Origin of the sequence: Halorhodospira halophila SL1 (assembly GCF_000015585.1) — a bacterium.
Lineage (GTDB): Bacteria > Pseudomonadota > Gammaproteobacteria > Nitrococcales > Halorhodospiraceae > Halorhodospira > Halorhodospira halophila.
The window spans coordinates 121,612-146,233 of record NC_008789.1; the positions used below are offsets into that span (position 1 = coordinate 121,612).

Here is a 24,622-nt window from a genome sequence, read left to right on the forward strand (position 1 = left end):
AACGTCCTACCGTGTGGATCCGATTCCCGGAGGCCAGTGGCCGGCCCGACTTGCCGCTGCGCCTGGGCGACACCCTGGAAGGCCGGGCCCGCCTGACCAACGCCGGGCTGGTCCTGATCCTCGGCGAGCACCGCCTGCCGGCCCGCGCGGATGTTCCGGTGGCCGACGGTGACCGCCTGCGCCTGCGGGTGGCCGGCGTCGGTCACCCGCTCGTGCTGCAGGTGACCCACCACCTTGGGCCGCGCCCGGCACTGCAGTCGACCCTGCGCCAGGCCCCGCCCCGGCAGACCACCGCGGAGTCGCTGGTATCCAGCCTGCGCACAGCTGCGCGGGGCACCCCCTCGCCCATCACTTTGCACGCAGCGTGCCAGAACTTCTGGGCCACCCTGCCCTCGGCCCAGGCGCTGAGTTCGGCCAGCGGCGTTCGAACCACCCTGAACCGCGCTGGCCTCTGCCTGGAGGCCCGCCTGGCGCTTGGGGCAGAGACACGGGATGACCTCAAGGGGCGACTGAGCGCCTGGATTGCTTCGCTGCGCCGACACCACCCCCTGGACCCGCGGCACCAAGCAGCCACCGATGGCGCTCCGGCCGAGCGGGCCCTGCTGCAACAGCTGGAGGCCTTCTTCTGGCGCATCCAGGCGATTCAGGCACACCGGGCCCTCCACACCCGAGGCACAGCAGATTGGACCTTCGATCTCCCCGTTCGCGACGGCGACGCCCTCCACGCCCTGCGGTTGCGGGTCCGGCCAGCCACCGGAGCGCCGGGGCAGGCCGCGTGGACCATCGAAGCCCGCCTGACGCTGGAGCGGCTCGGCCCCGTCGCGGCATCGCTACACTTGGCCGATGGGCGGGCCGACCTGACCTGGTGGGCCCAGGACCGCTCCAGCGCCGAACGACTAGCGGGCGCCCTGCCCTGGCTGGAGGAACGGCTCCGCGGCGCCGGCCTGGAGCCCGGCGCGATCACGTGCTACCACGGGTGGCCCGCCTACGACGGGACGGCCCCCACGACCACCGCGACCCCGGGGATCATTGATGAGCAGATCTGACCTGGAGCCTGACCAGTTCGGCCGCGCCGTTCTGGAGCAGGCATCCGCACAGGGCTTCGCCTTACCCGACGACCCGGACCTGGCCGCAGCGCTGGCCAACCTGGAGAGCGCGCCGGAGTTGTCCCCAGAGGTTGCCGAGGCCATCGCGGCCCTGCTTGAGTTCGCCTGGGCTACCGAGCGGGACGCCGGGGGTCACCCCGCCGTCGGCCAGCCCGATCACCCCGAGGGGTCGCCCTCCCCGCGCCCCGGGCCGTGAAGTAGGACCACGAGATCCGCCTCCACCTGGCTGATCTCGCAGGTATCAGCAATCTCCTGCGCCGCCGCGCCCTTGCGCGCCATGCGGATCGCCTGGTTGAAGCGGCTGCCGTCCGTGCCCCCGGCCGCGGCAACCTGGTCCAGACGACGCCGCAGTCGGGCCAGATTCTGCTCCAGGCGCGCCAGGTGCTCACCCTGGCCGACGGCCCCGGCGGACAACCCCCGGAAGTGCTCGAGGATCTGACGGGTGGTCGCCTCAATACTCTCCATGCGCTGCTCGGCCTGGTGCACCCGCTCCAGGGCCTGCCGCACACGGTGGAGAGCGTAGCCCGCCAACACCAAGGCAACGGCCAGGGCCACCACGAGCACCGCGGCGATCAACCAGGCCATGCGACTCTCCTTATCAGCGGGTGCGGCGCCACTTGGTTCCCTCCGGCGTATCCTCCAGCTCGATCCCCCGCGCCTGGAGCTCATCGCGGATGCGATCGGCCTCGGCGAAATCCTTCGCCTTGCGCGCGGCGGTTCGCTGCGCCACCAGCGACTCGATCTCCTCGGCCTCGGCATCGGCAACATCGCCGCGCAGGTAGGCCTCCGGGTCCTGCTGAAGCAGTCCCAGGACCGCGCCGAGCTCACGCAGCTCAGCCGCTGCGGACGCCGCTCCCGAGGCATCCCCCGCCTCACGCAGGCGGTTGATCTCCCGGGCGCCATCGAACAGCACTGCCAGCGCCTCGCGGGTGTTGAAGTCGTCGTCCATGGCCTCGCGGAAGCGCTCGCGCGCCTGACTGCGAGCCGGGGCCGCCGCCGGCAGACCGCGCAGGGCATTGTAGAGCCGCTCCAGACCCCCCCGGGCCTCGTCCAGCGCGTCGCCGGTGTAGTTGAGTGGGCTGCGGTAGTGGCTGGAGAGGAGGAACAGGCGCACGACCTCGGCCGGATGTTCGGCCAGAACATCGCGCACCGTAAAGAAGTTGCCCAGGGACTTGGCCATCTTCTCATCGTCGATGCGCACGTGACCGTTGTGCATCCAGTAGTTGACGAAGCGATGACCGCTGGCGCACTCACTCTGGGCGATCTCGTTCTCATGGTGAGGGAACTGCAGATCGACCCCGCCGCCGTGGATATCGAAATGGCTGCCGAGCAGATCGCGGGACATGGCCGAGCACTCGATGTGCCACCCGGGCCGGCCGTCGCCCCAGGGCGAGGGCCAGGCCGGCTCGCCGCTCTTGGCAGCCTTCCAGAGGACAAAATCCACCGGATCGTGCTTAGCCTCGTCCGGCTCGATGCGCGAACCGGAACGCAGCTCCTCGACCCGGCGCCCCGAGAGCTTGCCGTACTCCGGGAAACTGGCCACTGAGAAGTAGACGTCGCCGTTGTCTCCGACGTAGGCGTGGCCACCGGCGATCAACTCCTCGATCAGGGCGATCATGGACTCGAGGCGCTCGGTGGCCCGCGGCTCATGGTCCGGCGGCTCGACGCCCAGCGCCGAGCAGTCCTCGTGCATGGCCCGGATGAAGCGATCGGTCAAGGCGGTCATCGGCTCGCCGTTTTCCGCAGCACGGCGGATGATCTTGTCGTCGATGTCGGTGATGTTGCGCACATAGGTCACCTCGTAACCCAGCCAGCGCAGATAGCGCACCACCGCATCGAAGACCACCAGGGCCCGGGCGTGCCCGAGGTGGCAGAAATCGTAGACCGTCATACCGCACACGTAGATCCGCACTTGCCCCGGCTCGATGGGCTGGAACGGCTCTTTCGCCCCGGTCAGGCTGTTGTGGATCTTCAGCATCACTCCCCCTGCGCGCCTTGTTCGGCGGCGAGCGTGGCGGCGCGCCTGAGACGCTCGACCACCCGCTCACCGCCCATCAGGTCGACCACCGGCTGCAGCTCCGGACCGCTACATCGGCCGGTGAGTGCCGCGCGCAGCGGCATGAAGAGTTGCTTGCCCTTGACGCCGGTGCGCTCCTTGACTGCCTCGGTCAGCCCCTTGAAACGGGTGTAGCCCTCCTCGGCAGCCCCCGCCGCCGCCTCGAAGAACTCGGCACCAGCCGAGACAATGGCGGCTTCGGCATCGGCGTCGAGTTCCGGCGGCCCGGCGAAGACACGCTTGGCCCAGTCCCGGGCCTCCGCCGGGAAGCGCACGTTGCCCCGCACCGCGTTGACCAGGTCTTCGGCGTATCCCGGGGGGACCAGGGCGTCGATTCCCATCCACGGCCGCAGCCGTCGCACCGAGCTGCCGTGTACGGCCTCCTCCTGCCAGTGCCGCAGGTGGTCAGGATCAAAGCGCGACGGCGCCGTGCTAATACGCGCCGGGTCGAACCCCTCGGCGAGGCCCGCGAGATCGAGCAGCGCCTCGGACTCGCAGGTGTGGCCCACACGCGCCAGGTAATTGAGCATCGCCTCGGGCAGGTAGCCGTCGCGAGCCAGTTCCCCGACCGAGCGGCTGCCGTTGCGTTTGGACAGCGGCGCGCCGTCGTTCCCGGTGATCAAACCCATGTGACCGTAACGCGGCGCCGCGAGCCCCAGGGCCTGAAGGATCAGCAGCTGCCGCGGGGTATTGGTGAGATGGTCGTCGCCCCTCAGGACGTCGGTGATCCCCATCAGGGCGTCATCGACGGCGTTGGTGAACAGGTAGGCGGCAGTGCCGTCGGCGCGGCGGATGATGAAATCGCCGATATCGTCGGTGCGAAAGCGCTGCTCCCCGTGGATGCGATCCTCGAAGCGCACCTCATCCCCGCTCGGCACCCGAAAGCGCAGCGCCGGCTGCATCCCCTCGGCGCGCTTGCGCGCGACCTCCTCGGCAGTGAGTCGCGCACAGGTCCCCGGGTAACGCGGCGGCTGTCCGGCAGAACGCTGGGCACGGCGGGCCATTTCCAGCTCGCGCTCACTGCAGAAGCAGGGGTAGGCCCACCCCTCCGCCTCGAGCTGGCGGTAGTAGGCGTCGTAGAGGAAGCCCCGCTCGAACTGGTGGTACGGCGGCGCTGGACCGCCCACCTCCGGCCCTTCCTGCCAATCCAGGCCCAGCCAGCGCAGATCGCCCATCAGCGAACGGGTCGCCTCGGGGCTGTAGCGTTCACGGTCGGTATCCTCGATCCGCAGCACGAACCGTCCGCCGTGGCCATAGGCCAGCAGGGCGTTGAACAGCGCCGTACGGAGATTACCGAGGTGCAGGGCCCCGGTCGGGCTCGGTGCGAAGCGGGTCTTAACGGTCATCTCGTTCATGGCGGCGCATTTTAACAGCGTCGCCCGTCTCCGGGGGCATCCCGTCTCCTTGCCCGTTCTGCCGCCTCGGGCGAGACTATCGCTCCGCCAAGACACACGATTCGGACCGACGCCATGCCCCGACCCGTTCTGGTCATCGCCGACCTGCACCTGGACCGCAGCCGCCCGGCCGCCACACAGACTTTCCTGCGCTTCCTTGAAGAGGAAGCGCCGCAGGCCGAGGCCGTCTACATCCTCGGCGACCTGTTCGAGGCGTGGATCGGCGACGATTCGGTCGCTGCCGACGACCCCACCCTGCTGGCCCTGCGCGCCGCAGCGACGACCACGTCCATCCACGTCATGCACGGCAATCGGGACTTCCTGCTCGGCGCTGACTTCGCCACGGCCAGCGGGGTCAACCTTCTACCGGACCCGAGCGTGGTGACCATCCACGGCGAACGCGTCCTGATGATGCACGGCGACAGCCTGTGCACCGGTGACGCCGAATACATGCAGTTCCGCGCCATGGTCCGGGATCCGGCATGGCAGCGGCAGTTCCTCGCCCTGCCCATCGAAGAGCGCCTCGACCAGGCCCGGCAAGCCCGCGGCGCCAGTACCAAGCGGAACCAGCAGCTGGATGAGGCCATCATGGATGTCACCCCGGAGGCCGTGGATACCGCAATGCGCGATCACGGCGTCCGCTGGCTGATTCACGGCCACACCCACCGGCCAGGCATCCACGATGTCAAGACCGCATCAGGGACCGGGAAGCGCTTCGTGGTGGGCGACTGGTTCGATCAGGGCAGCGTCCTGCGCTGCCATTCCGATCGCTGGACGCTGGAGACCTTGCCCCACGAGGCCTAGCCCGCGGAGGCAGGCGCCGTCATCATCACGCCGCCTGCCCCGCGGTCACACACGTCAGAGCCCGCTCGATGACCTCGGGGCCGGCCCCCGGCTGCTGGCTGCCCTCGGTCAGGGTCCGCCGCCAGGCGCGGGCACCGGGCAGGCCGTTGAACAGCCCCATGAGCACTTTGACCAGCTGACTCATGGGCACCCCCTCGCGTCGGCGTGCCTCGACATACGGCAGATACGCCACCACGACCCCCCGGCGTTCAGGTAGCTCGCCGCCGAACAGCAGGCGATCCCAATGCGCCAGGGCGTAGGGGTTGGAGAACGCCTCGCGGCCGACCATCACCCCGTCGACCCACTGCAGCTGCTCCTGCAGCGTCACCGTGTCGGCGATCCCACCGTTGATCGCCACCTCCAGCTCCGGCCGTCGCGCCTTGAGCCGGTGCACCCGCTGATAATCGAGCGGCGGGACCTCTCGGTTCTCCTTGGGGCTGAGCCCGGCAAGCCACGCCTTGCGGGCATGGACGATGAAAGTCCGGCAACCGGCTGCAGCCACAGTCTCCACGAAGGCGTCGAGGAACGACTCGCTGTCGTGTTCATCGACACCAATGCGCGACTTGACGGTCACCGGGAGGTTCGTCTCTGCCCGCATGGCGGCCACGCAATCGGCGACCCGCGACGGCTCAAGCATCAGACACGCCCCGAAACGCCCCGACTGCACACGGTCACTGGGGCAGCCGACGTTGAGGTTGACCTCGTCATACCCCCACTGCTCGGCGAGCCGCGCTGCGTAGGCCAGCTCCTGGGGATCGCTGCCGCCAAACTGCACCGCGACCGGGTGCTCCGCAGGGTGAAACGGCAGGAAACGCTCCGCAGCGCCATGCCAGAGCGCCACGGCCGGCACCATCTCGGTGTAGAGACGCACATGCGGTGCCAACAGGCGCAGGAAATAGCGCGCAGCCGGCGTGGTCCACTCCATCATCGGAGCAACGCTCAAGCGACCGTGAACGCCCGGCTGTTCGGTCATTGATCCCCTCTTCTCCGATCGCACAGCGACGGTTTGCCATGTGCCACGGGCTGCGTATTATACGCGAAGGTACGACTCCTATCGCCACACACCTTCCATGACCCGATCCGTGACCCTCTACGGCACCAGCGGCTGCCACCTCTGTGAAGAGGCCCGGGAGCTGATCGACCGCTACGCGGTCTATACGGCCCTGCAAGTGCACGAGGCCGATGTCCTCGAGCACTTCCCCGATACCCCCGAGCTTCAGGAACGCATCCCCTTCCTGGAGAGCGAGCAGATCGGCAGTCGCTTGTTCTGGCCGTTCGACACCGCCGATCTGCACCAGTGGCTACAAGGAGGGATGTCAACGTGACCCGGATCGCGGCACTGCTGCTGTGCCTGGCGGGCCTTGCGCCCGGTCTGGTCGCGGCACAGCAGGCGCCGCCGAACGACCTGCCCTTCGAGCCCGAAGACGAGGAGCGCTGGGTCCTGGTGGATACCGAGGCGTACCGGATGACCGTTTTCGAAGGGGAGCGCCCATTTGCGCATTTTGAAAACCCTGCCGTGGGCCGCTACGGCACGGCGGAAACCCGTCGGCGCGGAGACCGCACCACCCCCTTGGGCAAATTCCGCATTAATCGGATCAATGAGCAGAGCGAATACCACCTTTTTCTCGGTCTCGATTACCCGAGCCTAGAAAACGCCCGCAAGGCCCGCGATGCCGGGACGATCAATCAGGAGGAATACCTGGAATTCCTCGATGACTTCGCCCGGCTGGGCCGCCCCCCTCAGGGGACGGCTTTGGGCGGCCACATCGGCATCCACGGTGTCGGCGACGGCGACGTCCAATTCCACCGGAATGTCAACTGGACAGATGGGTGCGTGGCCCTCGAGGACGACCAGATTGAGGCCCTAGCCAGCTTGGTAGGCATTGGCACACGGGTCTATATCCGCTAGCATTCAAGAGACAGCGAGACGCAAAAAAAACTTTCACAACACAAGGAGATGCTCCATGCCCCAACGTTTCGCGTCTGTTGCCAAGATTGCGGCCGTCGGCGCCGCCTTTGGCCTGGTCGCCGCCTGCGCCACCGTGGATGAAGACGAGATCGGTGCCGCCGTCGATCGCGAGATGGAGGACCTCTACGCCGAGATGGACGAGACCCGCGCCATCGCCGAGGACGCCCGCGATACGGCCGAGGGCGCCGATGAGAAGGCGGCTGAGGCCCACAGCACCGCTGAGGAGGCCCTGCGCAAGGCTGAGGACAACGAGGAGAAGATCGACCGCATGTTCGAGCGGACGATGCAGAAGTAAGCGATGAGTCACACGGGGCGACACTAGACGCCCGGCATACCAGAAAGCCCGGCCCTGCGCCGGGCTTTCTCGTTTCCGGGACGACGCCACCTCCCGCTACTCCTCCGCCCCCCACCGCGGGACTGCATTGGTGCGCGAGACGCGGTAGATCCGCCCGTCCTGCTCATCGGCGGCCGCACGGACCTGGCCGCCATCCACCCGGTGGACCGCGTCCCCCAGGGCCCTGGCGACACTCTCCACGGCCAGCTCAACCCGCTCCGCCCGCTTCGGTTCGTCCTCCTCGAAGAACGGAAACGCCTGGAGATAGAGCAGCCCGTCGGCAGACCACCCCGCCTGGAACGGCTGATTCACGATTTTCACTGAGGTCCCGACCGCCAATTGGTCGTAAAGGTAGTCGATATCCCGCGGATGCAGACGGATGCACCCGTGGGTGGCCCGCATACCGATGCCCCAGGGGCGGTTTGTCCCGTGCAACAGGTAGCCACTGATATCCAGCAGGATCGCGTGCCGGCCCAACGGATTGTCCGGCCCCGGGGGAACCTCGCGCGGCATGGTCTCGCCCCGCTGCTCGGCCTGCTTGCGGATCGACTCCGGCGGGTACCAAGCTGGATCCTGGATCTTCCCCGTGACCTCCGTCCGCCCCAGCGGCGTTGACCAGTCCATGCGGCCGATACTAACCGGAAATACCTCGACGACGTTCTCATCCTCCGGATAGTGATAGAGGCGCATCTCGGCCAGATTGATGACCACGCCTTCTCGGGGTGCATCCGGGAGGATGTAGCGCGATGGAATACGGATCTCAGCGCCCTCACCCGGCAACCAGGTATCGACGCCGGGATTGGCCATACGGATCTGCTCATAACCGACGGCGTAGCGTTTGGCAACGTCCAGCAGGGTGTCATCGGCGCCCGCTTCAGCGGTCTGCTCTTCACCGACCACATCCACCCCCTCCGCTAGCTCGAAACGATGGAGGGCGCGATCCCACTCCTGCTCCTCGAAGCCGTCCTCGTCCACCTCTTCGCCGTCGCCCGCCTGCTCGGGAGGCAAGGCGTCCTCAGCGACCGCTGGTACCGCCAGCACCAGCCAGGCACCGAACACCAGTAACACAGCCCCAAACGTGGGGCCGCGCCAACGCGCCACGCCACCCGCGATGCGTCCTGCCATTTAGCCTATGCCCTGTAATGCTTCTCGGAGTTGCCAGAGCATACCTGCTGTCGCCCCCCAAATCAGCTGCTCCTGATGGATCATCGCTGGAAAGCGCTGGACCCGACCGAGGGGGTCGGGCACGCGGACCTCGCCGTCGACCCGCCCCTCCCGGAGCCGCTCCAGCGGCAGCTCGAAGACCGCCTCGACTTCGCCCTCACAGGGAGACCAGGCAACCGGCTCACGCACCGCCGCCACCACCGGCTGGATCACAAAGCCGGTCCCGGTGTGATAGCGACCGAGCCGACCCAGAATATGCACCACACCCGGATCGAGGCCGACCTCTTCGTGGGCCTCGCGCAGGGCGGTCGCCTCCGGCGTCGGATCACCGGGATCGACTCGGCCACCGGGGAAGCTCACCTGCCCCGGGTGATCGCGCAGCCCCCCGGCGCGCCGGGTCAGAAGGATCCGCGACGCACCCTGCGGTTCGAGCAGGGCGATCAGCACCGCCGCTGGGACCGGAGATCCGGGGGATCGGCGCCACCCCCGCTCCGGCCAGGCCCGCCCCATCAGTCGGGCCCGCAGGGCCTCCGGGCAGCAGGCCGTTCCGGCCGCAGCGCGGGGCATGGCAAGGTCAGCCAACGTCCGGTCCGACGGAGGGAAGGCCGACGTTGTTCCCCTCCAGCACCCGGTCGGCGCGGTAACTCGAGCGCACCAGCGGCCCAGCTACAACCTCGCGGAACCCACGCCTGAGCCCCTCTTGCCGAAGGGCCTCGAATTCGTCGGGACTCACGAAACGCTCCACTGGGAGGTGGTTGCGGGTCGGCTGCAGGTACTGCCCGAGGGTGACGATGTCGACCTCCGCCCGAAGCAGGTCATCGAACGCCTCGTCGATTTCCGCGTCGGTCTCGCCGAGACCGACCATCAAACTCGACTTGGTCAGCACCCCGGGGCGCAACCGCTTGGCCACCTGAAGCACCGCCAGGCTCTGCTCGTAGCCGGCGCGCGGATCACGCACCTGCGGCGACAGGCGTCGGACCACCTCGACGTTGTGGGCGAAGACCTCCAACCCGGAATCGACCACGGTGCGCACAGCCTCCTCGTCGCCCCGAAAGTCCGGCGTCAGGGCCTCAACGGCGGTATCCGGATTATCGGCCTTGATCGCACGGACGCACTGGGCGTAGTGCTCTGCGCCGCCATCGGGCAGATCATCCCGGTCCACCGAGGTCAGCACCACGTACCGCAGCCCCATCAGACGGACTGACTCGGCGCAGTGTTCCGGCTCTTGGGGATCCAGCCGCCCCTTGGGGTTCCCGGTATCCACCGAGCAGAAACGGCAGGTACGGGTACAGACCGACCCGAGCACCATGAAGGTGGCGGTGCCGTGACTCCAGCACTCCCCGAGGTTGGGACAGTGGGACTCCTCGCACACGGTACTCAGGTGGTGGTCGTGGACAATGCCGCGCACGCTTCGGTAGCCCTCTCCGCCCGGCGCGCGGGCCTTGAGCCACTGGGGCTTGCGCCGACGCACCGCCCCTTGGCCATCATCACGGCGCTTAACACCGTCCTTGATGGTACGCACCCCATCGCGCTCGACCACGCTGCCGCTGCTCACCGGAATCCCCTTGAACTCGGACATACCCTACCCTTCGCCTTAATCGAAACTGCGCCGCATTGTGAACCGGCATGGATTTATTGTACGCGCCGAGCCGCCCCCTGCCGAATCCAACACCGAAGACCGCGCTGGACCGCTAAAGGTCGCGCCTTCGGTGTCGGATCCCTAAGATGGACTCAAGGCCACAGGAGGGAGACCCCATGCCCCACCCCCTGCCGCGCACCACCGTCTTGTTCGCCGGCCTGTTACTCGCCGGGAGCGCCCTCGCCAGCCCCTGCGCCGATCCGGGCCAGTGGTACGAACCGGCCGCCGAACGGACCCTCAACACCCAGGAAGTCCTCGACGCCCTCGACGGCGCTGAGTTCATCCTGCTTGGCGAGCGCCACGACGACGCCGCCCACCACCGCTGGCAACTCCATACCCTGGCAGCCCTGCAAGGGCGCGGCGAGCTGGCGGCGATCGGCTTCGAGATGTTCCCACGCAGCAAGCAGGCCCCCCTGGAGGACTGGCGTGCAGGCAAGCTGACGCGCGAGGCGTTTTTGGAAGCGAGCGAATGGCAGCGCGTCTGGGGCTACGATGCCGGACTCTATATGCCGCTGTTCGATTTCGTTCGCACCCACCGCGTACCCGCCCAGGCCCTCAATGTCGACCGAGCCACCGTGCGGGCGGTCCGTGAGCAGGGCTTCGACGCCCTGGATGAAGCCGAGCGGGAATCCGTCAGCAAGCCGGCCGAGGCCAGCGATGGCTATCGGGATCGTCTACAGCGGGTATTTCGCCACCATCCCGGGGCGGAGGACGACGATACGGCCGTCGATCGATTTATCGAGGCGCAGACCTTCTGGGATCGGGCCATGGCCGAGTCGATGGCCGCCGCCTACGAACAGCACGGTGGGGCGGTGGTCGGTATCGTCGGCCGAGGCCACGCCGAGTACGGCGACGGGATCGCCCACCAGCTCCAGGACCTCGGCTACGAACGGGTTCGCATCCTGCTGCCGCTCGACCACACCGCCGAGTGCCCGGACGCCGGGCAGGCGGACTTCCTCTTCGCCCTCGAGCCGGAGCGCCGCGGAACCGAGCCGCCACGCCTGGGCATCGCCATGGGGCACGAGGACTCGAAAGTGACCATCGTCGACGTCATGGCCGACACCCCGGCCGAGGAGGCCGGACTGGCCGCCGGTGACCGCATCCTCAAGGCGGCGGAAACCAAGATCGAGCACCCGAGCGACCTGCAACGGATCGTTGGCCGACAGGCGCCGGGCACCTGGCTGCCGATACGGATCGAGCGCGGTGGGGATGAACTGGAGAAGGTCGCACGCTTCCCTGCCGAGTGACCGCAGGGATCGAATCGGCGACCGGGCCACACGGCCCGGTCGCCCCGATCGGATCAAAGGGTCGAGAGCATGTACTCGATGGCCTTGACCAGATCCCCCCGGTCGGCGCGGCTCTCGTAAGCCGGCATAGCGCCTTTACCCGACAGGGTGCTATCCACCAGCTCATCCACCGAGGAGGGCCGGTCTTCCCAGTCTTCCGGGGCGTTGAGTTTCGGCGCGCCAGCCACTCCGCGCTCATGGCAGGAAGAACAGGTCGGCGACGTGCCGTTGGTGTAGATGGACTCGCCGTCTGCGAGGGCCACTCCCATTCCACCAAAAATCAGCGCCGTTGCGGTACCCACGGCCAGAACAGTGCGTTTCATGATCGGCTACTCCTCGGTCGTCCCGTTTATACTTATTCGCGTCCCCATATCAGGTTCGCGGAATAGCCCGTTGGTATTACCCTGTGGAGGTATTCGGGTGTCTTCGGCAACCGGGCCGGAGACACCGCCATGAGGCTACTCTCGTATTCTATCCCATACGGTCGCAAACCGGTACCACAAATCGCCCACAGTCCATCAGCGCTTGTTCAGCGCGGCGCCTACACCGAGATCGTGATCTCTTCCAGGGCCTGCTCGAGGCAGTCAGCGCCCCGGCGCCAGCCCGGCTCGAGCATGGTGGCGTGACCGGCCCCGGGGATCCAACGCGGTTCGACGCCGTACAGCCACGCCGTGGTCCGCACCATCCACTGCGGGATGATCACGTCCTCTTCGGCACCGATCACCGCCACCGGCACCGAAACGCCCCCCCAGCGCGGCCAACGCGGGAAGCTCATCTCGAATAGCGCCAGCTGCGACTCCGGCTGCAGACGGCTGGTGTAATCGAGCAGCACCTCGGGCTCCATCTCCTCGGCAAACAGGGCCCGGCGGGCCTCGTCCATATCGACCCAGGCCGGTCCGAACCCCTGGAGCATGCCCATCTGCCAGAGCAACCACGGCTCGGTGAGCATCATCTGCATCCCGGAGGGGGCCAGGCCGGTTGGCGGGACCGAGGCCAGCAGGACCGCACCTGCCGCCGGTACGCCCTGGCGCAGGGCGATGTCTACCACCAACCCACCCATGGAGTGGCCAATGAGCACCGGAGGACGCGGCAGCGACTCGACGGCCTCGGCCACGTCATCGACGTAGTGGCTCAGCGAGGCCGAGTTGAGGGCCTCCCGACCAGCACTGGCCCCGTGGCCACGCAGACTAAGCGCATGAGCCTCGTGCCCCAGGCCGGCGAAGTGTGGGAGGTAGTGGACTTCCCAGCACCAGGCGCCGGTGAAGGCGCCGTGGATGAACAGTAACGGCGGCGCGGCATCCGCGGTCCCATCGCCACCGGAGCCGGAGTACTGGATCACCTCCAGCCCCGCCTCCCGGCCGCCGCCTCCAATCCCCCCGAAAGTTGCGTACATTCAGCCTCCCGCGTTGAGCGCCCCATGTGCTCAGGGTGCCCGGATCAGGTAAGCTGCTTATTCCACACCGATCACCACACTATATTCAACTCGAGCGCCCCCATGAGTGCATCCCGACCGCAGACCATCCGCCTGCGCGACTACCAGCCGCCAGCCTTCCTCGTCGAACGCATCCACCTCCGCGTCGACCTCAGCGGCGGCACCGCCCAGGTGGATGCCACTCTGGATCTGCACCGCAACCCGGCTGCCGACAACGACGCCCCCCTGCGCCTGGACGCCGAATTCCTGGATCTGGAGTCGCTGACCCTGGACGGCGCCGAGCTGGAGCCGAGCACGCTGCGCGACGAACAGGGCACGATCGTCCTCCATGATGTCCCGCAGCGCTGTCGGGTGGAGTCGGTCAGCCGCTTCGACCCGGCAGCCAACACGGCCCTCTCCGGTCTGTATCGCTCCGGCGGTATGTTCTGCACCCAGTGCGAAGCGGAAGGGTTCCGTCGCATCACGCCCTACCCCGACCGCCCGGACGTGCTGGCCCCGTTCACCACCACGGTGGTCGCCGACCGCGCCACCTGTCCGGTACTGCTATCCAATGGGGATTGCATCGACCGGGGTGCGCTCGACGCGGAGCGCCACTACGCCGTCTGGCACGACCCCTTCCCCAAGCCGTCGTACTTGTTCGCCCTGGTCGCCGGCGACCTGGCCTGTCAGGAGGCCACCTTCGTGACCGCCTCGGGACGCGAGGTCGCCCTGCACTTCTATGTCGAGCCCGAAAACGCCGGACGCACCGAGCACGCCTTGGCTGCCCTGCAGCGGGCCATGCGCTGGGACGAGACCCACTACGGCCTGGAGTACGACCTGGACACCTACATGGTCGTCGCCGTCGGCGACTTCAACATGGGCGCCATGGAAAACAAGGGGCTGAATGTCTTCAACACGCAGTTCGTCCTGGCCAGCCCCGACACCGCCACCGACGCCGATTACGAGAACATCGAGGCGGTCATCGGCCACGAGTACTTCCACAATTGGACCGGCAACCGGGTCACTTGCCGCGACTGGTTCCAGCTCTCCCTCAAGGAGGGTCTGACCGTCTTCCGCGAGCACCAGTTCGCCGAGGCCATGGGCTCGGAGGCCGTCCAACGCATCGGCCAGGTCCGTCTGCTGCGCACGGCCCAGTTCCCCGAGGACGCTGGCCCCATGAGCCATCCGGTCCGCCCCGACTCCTACGTGGAGATCAACAACTTCTACACCGCAACCGTCTACGCCAAAGGCGCTGAAGTCATCCGCATGTACCACACGTTGCTCGGCGACGATGCCTTTCGACGCGGGGTCCAGCGCTACCTGCAACGCCACGACGGAGAGGCCGCCACCATCGAGGATTTCCTCGCCGCCATGGAGGAGGCCGGCGGGCTGGATCTGCAGCAATTCGCACTGTGGTACACCCAGGCGGGCACTCCGCGGATCGAGGTCGAAGACCACTACGACGCGGAGCACAACACCTACACCCTGATCTGCCGGCAGTCCCTGCCGGCCAGCCCCGGCCAGCCTCACAAGGATCCGATGCACATCCCGCTGGCCGTCGGGCTGCTCGGCCGAGACGGCAGACCGCTCGCCGCCCGTCGACCGGACGAGTCCACTGCCCACGCCCACACCCGCGTCCTCGAACTACGCGAGCCCGAGCAGCACTTTGTCTTTGAGCAGTGCCCGGAACGCCCCGTGCCCTCGCTGCTGCGGGGGTTCTCGGCACCGGTCAAGCTGCACTATCCGTACACCGATGACGACCTCGGCTTCCTGCTCGCCCACGACTCCGACCCATTCGCACGCTGGGAAGCGGGACAGCAACTGGCGCTGCGCGTCCTCCTCGATGAGGCGCAGGGCACCCCACGCCCGGACGGCATTGAACGGCTTGAGGAGGCGTTCCGCGCCTCTCTGGAAGCGCCCGACACCGACCCCGCCCTGGTCGCCGAAGCGCTGACCCTGCCCGGCGAGACCTACCTCGCCGAGCAGATGGACGTCGTGGACCCCCAGGCGATCCACGACGCCCGCCAGCGGGTCCGGGCCATTCTGGGCGAGGCACTCGAGGGCCACTGGCTGATCCTGCACAGTCAGCACAGCGGCCCGTGGCACTACGAGCCCGATGAGGTCGCCCGGCGCCGCCTGCGCAACCTGGCCCTCGGCTACCTGAACGCCGGCTCGGAGCGCCACCTGAGCCGGGCACTCGAGCAACTCGAACGCAGCGACAATCTCACCGATCGACTCGCCGCGCTGGCGGTGCTCGCGGACAGTCCTCGGGCCGAGGCCGAGCAAGCGGTAGACGCCTTCTATCAGCGCTGGTCCGATGAACCGCTCGTAGTCGATAAGTGGTTCCGGACCCAGGCGCTGGCCGACCGGCCGGACACCGTTTACCGGGTCCATCAGCTCACCGAGCACCCGGACTTCACGCTGGACAACCCAAACCGGGCCCGCGCCCTACTGGGCGCGTTTGCCCAGGGCAACCCGGCCCACTTCCACAGCCCGGACGGCAGCGGTTATCGCCTCCTCGGCGAGCACGTCCTTCGCCTCGACCCGAACAACCCCCAGCTCGCCGCCCGGCTGCTGGCACCCCTGGCCCAGTGGCGCCGCTACAACGCGAGCCGTCGCCACGCCATGCGCGAGCAACTCGAACGGATCCTTGAGCGCGATGCGCTGTCGAAGGATGTGTACGAGGTCGCTTCCAAAAGCCTGGGGGCGATGAGCTAAAGTGAGGAAAGAGCCTCGCGTTAATCGAACACCTGTATTGGAGGCGCATTTTGGCCCGTAGTCACCTGTTGTGGACCCCCGTACTGGCTCTCGGCCTGGCCTTTTCCTCCGTGGCACCACTCCCCGGAGCGCCGGGTGCCGCCCCGGCGACCGCGGGTGAGAATGGCGCAGTACCCGGACAGACCGAATTCGAGAAGGCGCGCGTCGTCGGCGACCTGCTCCAGCGCTACCACTACGGTGGCCCCGAGTCCGACGAGCAGCTCATGGAGCAGGCCACCGAGACGTACCTCAAGCAGCTCGACCACGGCCGCTTCTTTCTTCTGAAGGAGGATGTCGAGGCGTTCCGCGAGCGCATGAGCGAGCTCGACCCCGGCCAGGGCGACGCAATCCTGGAGGCCGCCTACGACCTCCACGCCCGCTATCGCGACCGGGTCGCCGAGCAGACGGAATTCGCTCTGGCCCTTCTCGAGGAAGGGTTCGGCTTCGACGGCGAAGGCCGCTTCGAACAAGACCGCAGTGAAGCCGAATGGGCCGCCGACCGTGAGGCCCTCGACGAGCTCTGGCGGCAGCGCGTGACCCACGACGCACTGACCCTGGAGCTGGCCGAGCGCAGCACCGAGGAGATCCGCGACAACCTCGAACGGCGGTACACCACGCTGCGCGACCGGGCCGTGGACGCGGAAAACAAGGACATCATGGATCAGTTCCTCAGTGCCTGGGCGGCGGCCTACGACCCGCACAGCACCTTCCTCTCGCCGCAGCGCTCCGAGGAGTTCGACATGCAGATGTCGCTGCAGCTCGAGGGGATCGGGGCCAAGCTGACCATGGATCAGGACTTCACCGAGATCGTCGAACTCATCCCCGGCGGACCTGCCGAGCAGTCCGGTGAATTGCGCGAGGGCGAGCGCATCATCGGCGTCGCCGACGGCGATGACGGGGAGATGAAAGACGTCGTCGGGTGGCGGCTGGACGAGATCGTGGACATGATTCGCGGCCCGAAGGAGTCCGTGGTCCGACTCAACGTGCTGCCGCCCGCCGGCGCCAGCGAGAGTTCACCGCGGGAGGTACGCCTGGTCCGCAACAAGGTCGACCTGGAAGACCAGGCCGCCCGTAAGGAGGTCATCGAGAAGACCAACGCCGAGGGTGAGCAGAAGCGTATCGGCGTGATCACGATCCCCAAGTTCTACCGCGACTTTGAGGCGGCCCACTCCGGGCAGGACGACTTCCGCAGCACCACGCGGGACGTCGAGCGCCTGCTCGGCGAACTGCTCGAGGACGGGGTCGACGGACTGCTGATTGACCTGCGCGGCAACTCCGGCGGGGCCCTGCGCGAGGCCACCGCCCTGACCGCCCTGTTCACCGGCGGCGGGCCGGCGGTGCAGGTCCGCGACTCCCGCGGCCACCCGGAGCAAGTCGGCGAGTCCAGCGGCGATCCGGCTTACGACGGCCCGTTGGGGGTGCTGGTGGATCGACGCAGCGCATCGGCCTCCGAGATCTTCGCGGCCGCGATCAAGGATTACGGGCGCGGGATCGTGCTCGGCGATCAGACCTTCGGCAAGGGCACGGTGCAGCAGATGATCGGCCTGGACAATTACGCCATCCCCGGAGAGGAGCGTTCCGGTCAGCTCAAGCTGACCCTCGCCCAGTTCTACCGGGTGACCGGAGAGAGCACCCAGCTCGAGGGCGTAAAACCGGATATCCACCTGCCGTCTGAGTTCAGCCACGAGGAGTTCGGCGAACGGGCCACCCGGAATCCGCTGCCGGCCACCCAGATCGACGGGCTCGACATCACCGTTCAGTACGAGCTGGAGACCATCATCGACGAACTGGCCCGCCGGCACGAGGCACGGATGGAGGAGACCGAGACCTTCCGGGCCCTGGAGCGAAAATTGGAGGCCCAACGGGAGATCCGCGAGGACACCACGGTCGCCCTGAGCAAAACGACCCGGCAGGAGGAGCAGAAGGCCCGCGAGGAACGGCTGCTGGAGCTGCACAACGATCGGCGCCGAGCCCACGGCAAGGATCCGGTGGAGAGCTACGCCGACGTCGACGCCGATGACCTACCGGACGCCCTGCTCGATGCCAGTGCGGCGATCATTGCCGACTTCGCACAGCTCCTGCGGGAGGCCGGCGACGAGGTACTCACCGCCGAGGCTCGCAAGGAAGGCTGACGTCGCGTCGGGGTGGGGGCCGGCCATTTGGCCCCCACCGGCTCATCCGGCGGCAGTGAGGTAGTCGATGCGTAGCTGCAGCTCGACACTCCCCCGGAACCGGTTGACCTCGGGGCGGTAGATGGCATGAACCGCGCCCTGCAGCCGATCCCACCCCCGTTCGACGCCACCGAATGCGATAGCCGGGAAAACCGGACCGGTACCGTCTCCGTTGGAGAGCTCCAGGCGGAGGTGGCCACCGCGGAGTTCCTTGGCCCTCTCGATCCGGAACACCCCGTCGAAGCACGGCTCCGGGAATCCCTGCCCCCACGGCCCGCCGTAGCGCAGGGCCCAGGCGGTCTCCAGATTGAGCTCCTCCGGCGCCAGGGCACCATCGGTCTCCAAGCGGAGCTTGGGCAACTCGCCCCCCAAGGCGTCGTCGAGGGCGCCGGCGAAGGCACGGCGAAACGCATCCAGCTGCCCGGACTCGATGGTCAGCCCCGCGGCCATGGCGTGGCCGCCGAAACACTCGATCAGGCTCGGTGAACGCGCGTGGATGCGCGCCAGCAGGTCGCGCATGTGCAGCCCCGGCACCGACCGCGCGGAGCCCCGCAGCCTACCCCCGTCGGCCGGGGCGAAGGCCACCGCCGGGCGGTGGTAGCGCTCCTTCAGCCGCGATGCCAGAATACCGGTGACACCCTGGTGCCAGCCCCGCGCGGCCACACAGACGCCGAGGCCCACGTCTTCTGCCTGCGCCTCCAGGCTGGCCAGGGCCTCTTCGGTCATCTGCGCCTCCACCTCGCGCCGCTGGCGATTGAGACCATCCAGCCCCGCCGCCCGCTCACGGGCCCGCTGCGGATCCTCTTCGAGCAGGCAGTCGACCCCAGCCGTCATGTCGTCCATCCGCCCGGCGGCATTCAGGCGCGGTCCCACGGCGAAAGCGAGATCGGCAGCCGTCACCTCCGTGGGCTCCCGGCCGGCTACCTCCAACAGTGCGACAATGCCTGGGCGCACCACACCGGCACGGATCCGCCGCAGCCCCTGCTCCACCAGGATGCGGTTGTTGTGATCGAGAGGCACCAGGTCGGCGACGGTCCCCACCGCCACGAGGTCGAGGAGCTCGAGCAGCGACGCCGTCTCTTCTCGGAGGCCGCCATCGGCCTCAAGGCCACGCCGCAGCGCCAGCGCCAGGTAGAACGCCACCCCGACCCCCGCCAGTGCGGTAGTCGGGAAGTGATCATCCTCGCGCAGGGGATCTACCACCGCCTCGGCTGCGGGCAGCGACTCCCCCGGCGCATGGTGGTCGGTGACCACGACACCCATACCCGCCTGCCGCGCCGCTGCAACCCCTTCCACGCTGGTCACACCGTTGTCCACTGTCACCAGCCAATCCGGTTCCATCGGGCGCAGACGCTCGACAACGGCCCCACTGAGGCCGTAGCCGAGGGAGAACCGGTCGGGTACAAAGGATTCGATTGCGGCTGGATCGCCGCCGGCGGCCTTCGCCAGCCGCCGGAGAGCCAGCACCATCAGCGCGGTGGCCGTGGCTCCATCGGCGTCGTAATCCCCGACCACGACGATCCGCTGCCCGGCGCGCAGGGCGGGTATCAGCGCGCGGACTGCGCGATCCAGATCGGCCAGGCCACTCGGCGGTTGCAGCCGGCGCAGACTCAGATCGAGTTCCCCGGAATCGCGCAGCCCCCGCCGTTCATAGACACGCCGCAAAACGGGGTGCAGCCCCTCAACAGCGTCTTCCGGAAGTGCCGCACCCGCTGGACGCCGCCGGATGTGCTCAGGCATCCCCGCCGCGCTCCTCGACCCAGGAGGCGATCGGCCGTGCCCGGCGCCAGAATCGCCGCAGCTCCCGTCGCCCCACGGTCACGCCGGGACGTCCGGGGCCGAAACACAGCTCCAGGGCATCCCATCGCGCCCCCTGCGCCCCCGCCTCGCGCAAAGCAGTCAGCGCCGGCGCCGCAAACGCGCGCTCCACCGCAGCCACCGCATCGATCCAGGCCGCCCCGTCATCCACGGCGAGGGCCTGCTCCGCCCAGGGGACGGCGACCAGCGTGGCTGGTCCCGGGGGGATCGGGGTCGCCCCGGCCAGATCCCCCACCTCGGCGCCGGCGAGGACCCCCAGGCCGAGCCAGGCCGGGTCGTCACTGAACACGCGCTGCCAGGGGAAGGCGTCCGGAACCGTCGGACACCGGCCGCTCCCCCAGGCCCACAGGGCATTAATGGGCGGTTCCCCGCGGTCTTCGCGATCGCGATTGACCGGGTGATCGCACAGCGCCATCTCGACTTCGTTAAAGAGGGTCGCCCAGCTCAGGGCGTCGCGTCCGCGCGGCAGGTAGGCATCGATCGTGCGACCACCGACCTGCTCCGGCGCAGGGCGATCAGGCAGGGGGTCCCGGCTCTGCAGGTACCACCGTCCCGCCGATGTCCGATGGAGCTGCACGCCCCGACCGGCCAGCAGATCGGCCAGATCGGTCTCGAGCCGCGCCGCCTCGAACTCGTTCATGGCCACCGGCACCAGCCGCACCCCCGCCGCTTCGGGGCGCAGGTGGACGGGCTGGGCGCGGCTCCAGTAGTCGTCACAGCCCGGCTCGCCACCATCGGCCAGCCAGCCCAGGGCACCCGCCGCCTCGGGAACCGGCGACGGCTCCAGGGCAGCGTGGCGCCCCCGGGCGAGCCAGGTCTCCAGCGCCGGCTGGCGCGCCAGCACCCCGGCGGGCAGCCGCCCGGGCAATGGCCCAAGTAGCCCCGGTACCCGGAGACGTAGACGGAAGGTGCTCAAAGCCGCTTCAGGATGGCCTCGCGAACCGCCTGGTAGTCGGCATCCACGGTCTGAACCGCATCGCCGGCCTGGGCGCTCGCCACATCCGGATCCTTGAGGCCGTGGCCGGTCAGGGTGCAGACCACCGTACTGCCTTCGGGGATGCGGCCGCTGCGGATATCCCGCATGGCCCCCGCTACCGAGGTCGCCGATGCGGGCTCGCAGAAGACCCCCTCGTGATCGGCGAGCATGCGCTGGGCCTGGAGGATCTCCTCGTCGCTCAGCTCATCGAACCACCCCCCGGACTCCTCGCGGACGGCCTGGGCGTAGTCCCACGACTGCGGATCACCGATGCGGATGGCGGTCGCCACCGTCTCCGGCTCGGCCACCGGGCCGCCCCGCAGGAACGGCGCGCTGCCGCTGGCCTGGTAGCCCACCATGCGCGGGCGCCGCTCCACCAGCGCCGAGGCGTACCGGCACTGCCCCCCGCAGAAGGCGCAGGCCGCCGTCAGCTGTTCGTCGCCCGTGCGGCCGGCGCACTCGCTATAGCCGATCCAGTGGGCGGTGATGTTGCCGGCGTTGCCCACCGGCAGGCAGTGATAATCCGGCGCCCGCTCGAGCTCCTCGATGATCTCGAAGGCGGCGGTCTTCTGCCCCTGCAGGCGGTACGGATTGATGGAGTTGACGATCGTCAGGGGCGCGTGCTCGGCCAGCTCCTTGACCAGCCGCATGCCGGCGTCGAAATTGCCGCGGATCTGCAGCACCTGAGCGCCGTGCATGATCGCCTGAGCCAGTTTGCCCATGGCAATCTTGCCATCGGGAATGAGCACGAAGCAGCTAATCCCGGCGCGGGCTGCATAGGCGGCCGCCGAAGCGGAGGTGTTGCCGGTCGAGGCACAGATGATCGCCTTGGCGCCCTGCTCGACGGCCTTGGTGACCGCCATGGTCATGCCCCGATCCTTGAACGACCCCGTCGGGTTGAGTCCCTCGAACTTGACGTAGAGATCCACGTCCCGTCCGAGCTCCGCCGGGATGCGGGTCAGCTGGATCAGCGGCGTATTCCCCTCACCCAGCCCGAGGATGCGCGCGTCGTCGCTGATCGGCAGCCGGTCCAGGTACTTGGCGATCAGTCCGGTGTAACGGGGTCGGAAGGGCATGCTCGTCACTCCAGGCTCTCGACGCGGATGCGCACGACACGGCCATCAACCTGCTCCAGGTGCTCCAGGCGCTCGATGGCCGCATCCATATGCCGCTCGTGGATTCGGTGGGTCAGCAGGATGATCGGGACGTGTTCGGCCCCCGCCTGCGGCTGTTTCTGGATAATGGCCTCGATAGAGATCCCGAAATCCCCCAACACACGAGTGACATCCGCCAGCACACCGGGCTCGTCCCTGGCCGAGAGCCGCAGGTAGTAGGCGGTCTCGACATCGCGCATGGGCAGCACCGGCTCCCGAGAGAGGGACTCCGTGTGGAAGGCCAGATACGGCACCCGGTTTTCCGGCTCGAGGTTGAACTCGCGGACCACATCGATCATGTCGGCCACCACCGCCGAGGCGGTCGGCTCGGCGCCGGCCCCGGCGCCGTAGTAGAGCGTCGGGCCGACCGCGTCCCCCTTGACCATGACGGCGTTCATCACCCCGTCCACGTTGGCCAGCATGTGCCGCCGCGGCAGCAGGGTCGGGTGGACCCGCAGTGCGTACCCCCCTTCCTCGTGGAAGGCCATCCCCAGGTGCTTGATGCGGAAGCCCAGCTCTTCGGCGAAGGCGACATCCTCGCGGGTGATGTGGTCAATCCCCTCGACGTAGACCTTGTCGTACTGCAGCGGGATCCCGAAGGCGATGGAGGCCAGGATGGTGAGCTTATGGGCGGCGTCGGTGCCGTCCACATCGAAGCTCGGATCCGCCTCCGCGTAGCCCAGGCGTTGCGCCTCGGCGAGCACATCACCGAACTGCCGCCCCTCGTAGAACATCTCGGTGAGGATGTAGTTCGAGGTGCCGTTGATGATCCCCGCCAGCCACTCGATGCGATTACCGGTTAAGGCCTCGCGGACCGCCTTGATGATCGGGATGCCGCCGGCAACGGCCGCCTCGAAGGCGACGGTGACACCATTCTCACGTGCGCGGGCGAAGATCTCGTTCCCGTGGGAGGCGATCAGCGCCTTGTTGGCCGTGATGACGTGCTTGCCGTTATCCAGGGCCCGCAGCACCAGCTCCCGAGCCGGCTCGTGGCCGCCGATAAGCTCGGCGATGATCTCCACCTCGGGGTCATCGACCACCTCGAAGGGATCGGTGGTCAGGCGAATCCCCTCCAGCCGACAGCTGCGCGGCCGCTCCGGGTGGCGCGCCGAGGCGTGGGTAACGCGGATCTCACGCCCGGCGCGCCGGTTGATCACATCGGCGTTGCGCTCGAGGATATTGACCACGCCCGAACCCACGGTGCCGAGGCCGAGCATCCCCACATTAACCGGTTTCAATCCTCACCTCCGAATCTGAACGGTTCCAGCCCGCTGCCGCAGGGCGCGGGCTCAGCAGGCATCGTCGCGCCGCAGCATCTGCTTGATGCCGCGAATCGCCTGGCGCGTGCGGTGTTCGTTCTCGATCAACGAGAAACGGACGTACTCATCACCGTAACTGCCGAAGCCGATCCCCGGAGAGACCGCCACCTTGGCATCGGCGAGCAGCTTCTTCGAGAACTCCAGCGATCCCATCTCCCGATACGCCTCGGGGATGCGCGCCCAGACGAACATGGTCGCCTTCGGGCGCTCCACGGGCCATCCAGCCGCCTCAAGGCCATCGCAGAGGACATCGCGCCGGACCCGGTACATCTCCCGGATCTCGGCGACGCAGTCCTGCGGCCCCTCCAGCGCCAGGATGCCGGCGACCTGAATGGGCGTGAACATACCGTAATCAAGGTACGACTTCATCCGCGCCAGGGCCGCAATCAAGTCCGGGTTGCCGCAGACGAAGCCGATGCGCCAACCCGGCATGTTGTAGGTCTTGGACAGGGAGTAGCACTCCACCGCCACATCCTTGGCACCGGGGACCTGCAGGATCGAAGGCGCCTTATAGCCGTCGAAGACGATCTCGGCGTAGGCCAGATCCTGGACCACCCAGATGCCCTCCTTGCGCGCGATCTCCACAACCTTCTCGAAGAACTCCAGCTCGACGCATTGCGCCGTGGGGTTCGAGGGGAAGTTGAGGATGAGCATCTTGGGCTTGGGGTAGGTATCCCGGATCGCCTTCTGGAGCTCGACGAAGAAGTCCCCGCCCGGGATCATGGGCACGTGGCGGATGTCCGCCCCGGCGATCACGACACCGTAAGGGTGGATCGGATAGGCAGGGTTGGGAACCAGCACCGCATCCCCCGGCCCCAGGGTGGCCAGAGCCAGGTGGGCCAGCCCCTCCTTGGAGCCGATGGTGACGATGGCTTCGCTCTCCGGGTCGAGGTGCACATCGAAATTCTCGGCGTACCAGTTACTCACCGCACGACGCAGCCTCGGGATGCCCCGTGACATCGAGTATCGGTGCGTATCGGGTCGCTGGGCCGCCTCGCAGAGCTTGTCCACGATATGCTGGGGCGTGGGCTGGTCGGGATTACCCATCCCGAAATCCACGATATCCTCGCCCCGCTGACGCGCGGCAGCCTTGAGTTCATTGACGATGTTGAAGACGTACGGAGGCAGCCGCTTGATCCGAGGGAAGTCGGCTTTCGGCAGATCGGAGTCCACGGGCGAACCTCAAGGAATTCAGTGTAGGGACCGGGGGCAATGAAGCCTGTGA

General features: G+C 67.9%; 23 protein-coding genes. 9 read left to right on the forward strand and 14 right to left on the reverse strand.

The window, feature by feature from the left end:
* Positions 1-11: 11 nt before the first annotated feature.
* Together fliK and HHAL_RS00560 are read left to right on the forward strand one after the other, a co-directional pair.
* Positions 12-1,046 (forward strand): flagellar hook-length control protein FliK, encoded by a 1,035-nt coding sequence (gene fliK, locus HHAL_RS00555; protein WP_041594983.1) that lies wholly within the window; start codon positions 12-14, stop codon positions 1,044-1,046.
* A complete protein-coding gene (locus HHAL_RS00560; RefSeq protein WP_011812923.1) occupies positions 1,033-1,302 on the forward strand; it encodes a hypothetical protein in 270 nt (89 codons plus the stop codon). Before fliK ends, HHAL_RS00560 begins: the two co-directional genes overlap by 14 nt.
* Here the strand turns inward: HHAL_RS00560 and HHAL_RS00565 are convergent.
* From HHAL_RS00565 to gltX, 3 genes are read right to left on the reverse strand one after another with little or no spacing between them, the layout of a single operon-like run.
* Positions 1,263-1,691: a DUF2802 domain-containing protein gene (locus tag HHAL_RS00565; protein ID WP_041594984.1), complete on the reverse strand. Its 429-nt coding sequence runs from the start codon at positions 1,689-1,691 to the stop codon at positions 1,263-1,265. The two genes, HHAL_RS00560 and HHAL_RS00565, sit on opposite strands and share 40 nt — an antisense overlap.
* Before the next feature lie 13 nt (positions 1,692-1,704).
* Positions 1,705-3,084 (reverse strand): cysteine--tRNA ligase, encoded by a 1,380-nt coding sequence (gene cysS, locus HHAL_RS00570; RefSeq protein ID WP_011812924.1) that lies wholly within the window; start codon positions 3,082-3,084, stop codon positions 1,705-1,707.
* Positions 3,084-4,517, reverse strand: coding sequence for a glutamate--tRNA ligase (gene gltX / locus HHAL_RS00575; RefSeq protein ID WP_011812925.1), 1,434 nt, complete (start codon positions 4,515-4,517; stop codon positions 3,084-3,086). Before gltX ends, cysS begins: the two co-directional genes overlap by 1 nt.
* A gap of 114 nt (positions 4,518-4,631) precedes the next feature.
* Between gltX and HHAL_RS00580 the strand changes: the two genes are divergently transcribed.
* A complete protein-coding gene (locus tag HHAL_RS00580; RefSeq protein WP_011812926.1) occupies positions 4,632-5,360 on the forward strand; it encodes a UDP-2,3-diacylglucosamine diphosphatase in 729 nt (242 codons plus the stop codon).
* Positions 5,361-5,385: 25 nt separating this feature from the next.
* Here HHAL_RS00580 and dusA read toward each other — a convergent pair whose 3' ends face one another.
* Positions 5,386-6,372, reverse strand: coding sequence for a tRNA dihydrouridine(20/20a) synthase DusA (gene dusA, locus HHAL_RS00585; RefSeq protein WP_011812927.1), 987 nt, complete (start codon positions 6,370-6,372; stop codon positions 5,386-5,388).
* Positions 6,373-6,469: 97 nt separating this feature from the next.
* On the opposite strand from dusA, the gene HHAL_RS00590 reads away from it, so the two are divergent.
* The 3 genes from HHAL_RS00590 to HHAL_RS00600 are packed head-to-tail and all read left to right on the forward strand — an operon-like array spanning position 6,470 to position 7,663.
* Complete coding sequence (locus HHAL_RS00590; protein ID WP_011812928.1) at positions 6,470-6,724, forward strand: glutaredoxin family protein; 255 nt, start codon at positions 6,470-6,472, stop codon at positions 6,722-6,724.
* Entirely contained in the window at positions 6,721-7,308 is a 588-nt protein-coding gene (locus HHAL_RS00595; RefSeq protein ID WP_011812929.1) for a L,D-transpeptidase family protein, read from the forward strand. Before HHAL_RS00590 ends, HHAL_RS00595 begins: the two co-directional genes overlap by 4 nt.
* 55 nt (positions 7,309-7,363) lie before the next feature.
* Positions 7,364-7,663, forward strand: a complete 300-nt coding sequence (locus HHAL_RS00600; protein ID WP_011812930.1) for an Lpp/OprI family alanine-zipper lipoprotein — start codon at positions 7,364-7,366, stop codon at positions 7,661-7,663.
* Positions 7,664-7,759: 96 nt separating this feature from the next.
* Here the strand turns inward: HHAL_RS00600 and HHAL_RS00605 are convergent, their stop codons facing one another.
* Genes HHAL_RS00605 through lipA form a run of 3 tightly spaced genes read right to left on the reverse strand, consistent with a single transcriptional unit; the run spans position 7,760 to position 10,445 of the window.
* Positions 7,760-8,770 (reverse strand): L,D-transpeptidase family protein, encoded by a 1,011-nt coding sequence (locus tag HHAL_RS00605; RefSeq protein WP_244857309.1) that lies wholly within the window; start codon positions 8,768-8,770, stop codon positions 7,760-7,762.
* A 57-nt stretch (positions 8,771-8,827) separates the two neighbouring features.
* Entirely contained in the window at positions 8,828-9,433 is a 606-nt protein-coding gene (locus HHAL_RS00610) for an NUDIX hydrolase (protein WP_011812932.1), read from the reverse strand.
* A 7-nt stretch (positions 9,434-9,440) separates the two neighbouring features.
* Positions 9,441-10,445, reverse strand: a complete 1,005-nt coding sequence (lipA, locus tag HHAL_RS00615; RefSeq protein ID WP_011812933.1) for a lipoyl synthase — start codon at positions 10,443-10,445, stop codon at positions 9,441-9,443.
* Positions 10,446-10,621: 176 nt separating this feature from the next.
* On the opposite strand from lipA, the gene HHAL_RS00620 reads away from it, so the two are divergent.
* The gene (locus tag HHAL_RS00620; protein WP_011812934.1) at positions 10,622-11,752 is read left to right on the forward strand and encodes a ChaN family lipoprotein; all 1,131 of its coding nucleotides are present in this window, start codon (positions 10,622-10,624) and stop codon (positions 11,750-11,752) included.
* A gap of 53 nt (positions 11,753-11,805) precedes the next feature.
* On the opposite strand, the gene HHAL_RS12370 is transcribed toward HHAL_RS00620, so the two are convergent.
* Both HHAL_RS12370 and HHAL_RS00630 read right to left on the reverse strand, forming a co-directional pair.
* Positions 11,806-12,114, reverse strand: coding sequence for a c-type cytochrome (locus HHAL_RS12370; RefSeq protein ID WP_011812935.1), 309 nt, complete (start codon positions 12,112-12,114; stop codon positions 11,806-11,808).
* 218 nt (positions 12,115-12,332) lie between these two features.
* The gene (locus HHAL_RS00630; protein WP_011812936.1) at positions 12,333-13,184 is read right to left on the reverse strand and encodes an alpha/beta hydrolase; all 852 of its coding nucleotides are present in this window, start codon (positions 13,182-13,184) and stop codon (positions 12,333-12,335) included.
* A gap of 102 nt (positions 13,185-13,286) precedes the next feature.
* Between HHAL_RS00630 and pepN the strand changes: the two genes are divergently transcribed.
* Both pepN and HHAL_RS00640 read left to right on the forward strand, forming a co-directional pair.
* Positions 13,287-15,920 carry an aminopeptidase N gene (gene pepN / locus HHAL_RS00635; RefSeq protein ID WP_041594985.1) on the forward strand — a complete coding sequence of 878 codons (2,634 nt, stop codon included), beginning with the start codon at positions 13,287-13,289 and terminating at the stop codon, positions 15,918-15,920.
* 50 nt (positions 15,921-15,970) lie between these two features.
* Positions 15,971-18,091 carry a carboxy terminal-processing peptidase gene (locus tag HHAL_RS00640; RefSeq protein WP_011812938.1) on the forward strand — a complete coding sequence of 707 codons (2,121 nt, stop codon included), beginning with the start codon at positions 15,971-15,973 and terminating at the stop codon, positions 18,089-18,091.
* Between the two features lie 42 nt (positions 18,092-18,133).
* Here HHAL_RS00640 and recJ read toward each other — a convergent pair whose 3' ends face one another.
* Genes recJ through alaC form a run of 5 tightly spaced genes read right to left on the reverse strand, consistent with a single transcriptional unit; the run spans position 18,134 to position 24,570 of the window.
* Entirely contained in the window at positions 18,134-19,870 is a 1,737-nt protein-coding gene (recJ, locus tag HHAL_RS00645) for a single-stranded-DNA-specific exonuclease RecJ (RefSeq protein WP_011812939.1), read from the reverse strand.
* Complete coding sequence (locus HHAL_RS12375) at positions 19,863-20,864, reverse strand: hypothetical protein (RefSeq protein WP_144446056.1); 1,002 nt, start codon at positions 20,862-20,864, stop codon at positions 19,863-19,865. Before HHAL_RS12375 ends, recJ begins: the two co-directional genes overlap by 8 nt.
* Complete coding sequence (gene thrC, locus HHAL_RS00655) at positions 20,861-22,000, reverse strand: threonine synthase (RefSeq protein ID WP_011812941.1); 1,140 nt, start codon at positions 21,998-22,000, stop codon at positions 20,861-20,863. The genes HHAL_RS12375 and thrC overlap by 4 nt, the downstream gene beginning before the upstream one ends.
* A gap of 5 nt (positions 22,001-22,005) precedes the next feature.
* Positions 22,006-23,316, reverse strand: coding sequence for a homoserine dehydrogenase (locus HHAL_RS00660; protein ID WP_011812942.1), 1,311 nt, complete (start codon positions 23,314-23,316; stop codon positions 22,006-22,008).
* Between the two features lie 51 nt (positions 23,317-23,367).
* Positions 23,368-24,570: an alanine transaminase gene (gene alaC / locus HHAL_RS00665; protein WP_011812943.1), complete on the reverse strand. Its 1,203-nt coding sequence runs from the start codon at positions 24,568-24,570 to the stop codon at positions 23,368-23,370.
* Between the last annotated feature and the right edge of the window lie 52 nt (positions 24,571-24,622).